Below are 3,158 nucleotides of genomic sequence, written 5' to 3' on the forward strand. Positions count from 1 at the left end.
AGAACCTAAGTCCGGCTCACTAAGCAGCAATAAGGCAACCAAAGCCAAGACCAACATCGGCTTTGCAAAGCCCCACCATGTTGTACGCACCTCATCTAAACGTCTCACTAAATAGCCTGCGAGATAAGCCACCAACAAAAGCTTCGCCAATTCAGAAGGCTGAAAATTCAAGCTACCTAAACTAATCCAGCGTGTACTGCCATTAACTGTTTTACCAACGCCTGGGAGAATGACCACCAAAAGCATTAGTAAAGACAAACTCAGCGCAAGCCAGCCAGTCTTCTGCCACCACGAAGATGGCAACTGGTAAGTAAATACGCCGGCGATACAACCCAAGACAATGAAAATGCCGTGGCGAATCACATAGTGAAATGGGTTTCCATTTCTGGCATCCGCAATATCTACCGAAGCCGATGCAATCATAATCAAGCCAGTCAGCAGCAATAGAACACTAACGAACAACATGACATGATCTGTACGTGGTTCAATGCGAAGCGAGTCTTTGCTTTGCAGCAATCCAGGCATGCCAGCTCTAGCGATAGAAAGTGTCATAAGGCCAAAACCTCCTGCTCAAACATATCGCCTCGCTGCTCGTAACTTTTGAACATATCGAAACTTGCGCACGCTGGAGACAACAACACAGCGTCACCTTCTTCTGCCCGCGCCTTGGCTTGTTGAACTGCCTGCTCCAGGTTAGCAACACGAAGCGTTTCAACCTTATCTTTTAAAACAGCTTCTATTAACTCCGCATCCTGTCCAAATAGCAGCGCCAGTTTCCCAAACTTTTGCATAGGCTCGAGCAAGCCGGAAATATCAGCACCTTTACTATCGCCTCCGGCAATTAGCAGTACCTTTCCATCTAAATTCGCACCAATACTGCTAATGGCTGTTTGGGCTGCACCCGCATTCGTTCCTTTTGAGTCATTGATATAATCAACACCGTCTACAGACCTGATATGCTGACAACGGTGACGTAGCCCCTTATAACTTTTCAGAGCATTCGCCATCGCATCCATAGGCAAGCCAACAGATGTTCCTAATGCCAAAGCAGCTAGCGCGTTCGAAAGATTATGCTCGCCGCAGATCTTCAAATCTTTTACGGGCAAAATACTGTCAAAGCCCTTCACTAGATGACGCTGGCCATCAATGTCCATACAGGAAAACTTATTTAAGTCTGCTCTATTCAAGCCAAAGTGAAGCAGCTCCATTCCTTCAGCTTGTAAGGGCTGACTGAGCACCTCATCATCATTAACAATGACTTTTTTAGCGCCAAAAAATATACGTTGCTTAGCCTGTAAATATGCAATTTTGCTCTCATAGCGATCCATATGATCTTCAGAGAGATTTAGCATAACAACGCTTTCTGCACTTAAATGGTCTGTCGTCTCTAGCTGAAAACTGGATAGTTCTAGAATATATAGCTCACACGAGTTATCTAGTAACTCAAGTGCTGGGGTCCCTAGGTTTCCACCAACACCAACATTTAGCCCTGCCTGCTCTGCCATTTCACCCAGCAAAGTTGTGACGGTACTTTTACCATTAGAGCCGGTAATCGCAACAATCGGCGCCTTAGCGGCTTCAGCAAACAGGTCGATATCACCTCGAACTCGCACACCGCTTTTGATAGCGGCCTGGATTTCTGGTGTTGCCAGTGCAATTCCCGGGCTCAGAATGATTTCAGTTGCTGAGCACAAAAGCTCTTGGTCAAAGCCACCTGTTATACATTGAACATTCGGATAATCAGCATGCAAGCCTTCAAGCCCGGGCGGCTCTTCACGGCTATCCATGACACATAGCTGACAGCCTTGCGACGCTAAAAAGCGCACGCACGAAAGCCCGGTCTTACCAAGACCGACAATAACGACTTTCTTATCTGTCACAATTGTATTCACAGCTTGCCTTATCTAACTTTCAGGGTCGCAAGACCAATTAATACCAATACCACGGTGATTATCCAGAAACGTACGATTACACGAGGCTCTGGCCAACCTTTTAATTCAAAATGGTGATGCAAGGGAGCCATTCTAAATATTCTGCGCCCGGTCAATTTAAACGAAGCGACCTGCAGAATGACCGATACGGTTTCCATCACAAATACGCCCCCCATAATGAATAAAACAATTTCCTGCCTTACCATCACAGCGACAACACCCAAGGCGGCACCCAACGCTAAGGCGCCAACATCCCCCATAAATACTTGAGCGGGATAGGTGTTAAACCAAAGAAAGCCCAAACCGGCACCTAACAAGGCACCACAAAAAACGATTAACTCACCCGTACCTGGCAGATAAGGGATATGTAGATATTCCGCAAACACACTATTACCTGATACATACGCAAAAATACCTAAGGCACTCGCCACGAGAACCGTAGGCATAATCGCCAAGCCGTCAAGACCGTCCGTCAGGTTGACGGCATTACTTGTCCCAACGATGACGAAGTAACTTAAGACGATGAACATGGGCCCTAAATCAAAAACAAAATCCTTAAATACCGGTACAATTAACGCGGTCTCCTGAGGTAGATCTGCTGTAAAGTACAAAAGCAATGCCGCAGCACCACCACAAACTGACTGCCAAAAGTATTTTGCTTTCGCTGGTAAACCTTTAGAGTTCTTTTCAACCACTTTTCGATAGTCATCTACCCAACCAATCGCACCGAATGACAGTGTCACGAATAGTGTAATCCAGACATATTTGTTACCCAGATTTCCCCAGATCAAAGTACTAATCGCCACAGCAACAATGATTAGAGTACCGCCCATCGTTGGCGTACCCGCTTTGCTTAAGTGAGACTGAGGACCATCATCCCTTACAGACTGACCAATTTGATAATGGCTCAACTTCTTGATCATCATCGGGCCAACCCATAAGGAAATCATCAGGGCAGTTAAAACCCCTAGGATTCCTCGCAAGGTTAAATACTGAAACACCGACAAGAACCCAAATGTTTCAGATAAAACGGATGACAACCAATACAGCATTAGTGAACTCTTCTCTTAATTAAATTTACAACTTCATCCATTGCTGCGCTTCTGGACCCTTTGATCATCACGATCTTATTTTTGTGCGGATCTTTCACTAGGTGCTCTGCAAGCAAGGCTTTGTCTTCAAAAACCAATGCATTCTCACCAATACTTTCACTCATCTGTTTTGCGT

Annotated in this window: 3 protein-coding genes; all 3 read right to left on the reverse strand. The window is 45.6% G+C overall.

What is annotated here, in order from left to right; genetic code table 11:
- The coding region (locus A3761_RS10775; protein ID WP_197473012.1) for an FtsW/RodA/SpoVE family cell cycle protein at positions 1 to 552 on the reverse strand (552 nt) is incomplete at its 3' end.
- Positions 549 to 1,892, reverse strand: a complete 1,344-nt coding sequence (murD, locus tag A3761_RS10780) for a UDP-N-acetylmuramoyl-L-alanine--D-glutamate ligase (protein ID WP_068553779.1) — start codon at positions 1,890 to 1,892, stop codon at positions 549 to 551. The genes murD and A3761_RS10775, both read right to left, overlap by 4 nt.
- 8 nt (positions 1,893 to 1,900) lie before the next feature.
- Positions 1,901 to 2,983: a phospho-N-acetylmuramoyl-pentapeptide-transferase gene (gene mraY / locus A3761_RS10785; RefSeq protein WP_068516372.1), complete on the reverse strand. Its 1,083-nt coding sequence runs from the start codon at positions 2,981 to 2,983 to the stop codon at positions 1,901 to 1,903.
- Positions 2,984 to 3,158 lie beyond the last annotated feature (175 nt).

Source organism: Oleiphilus sp. HI0123 (assembly GCF_001635315.1).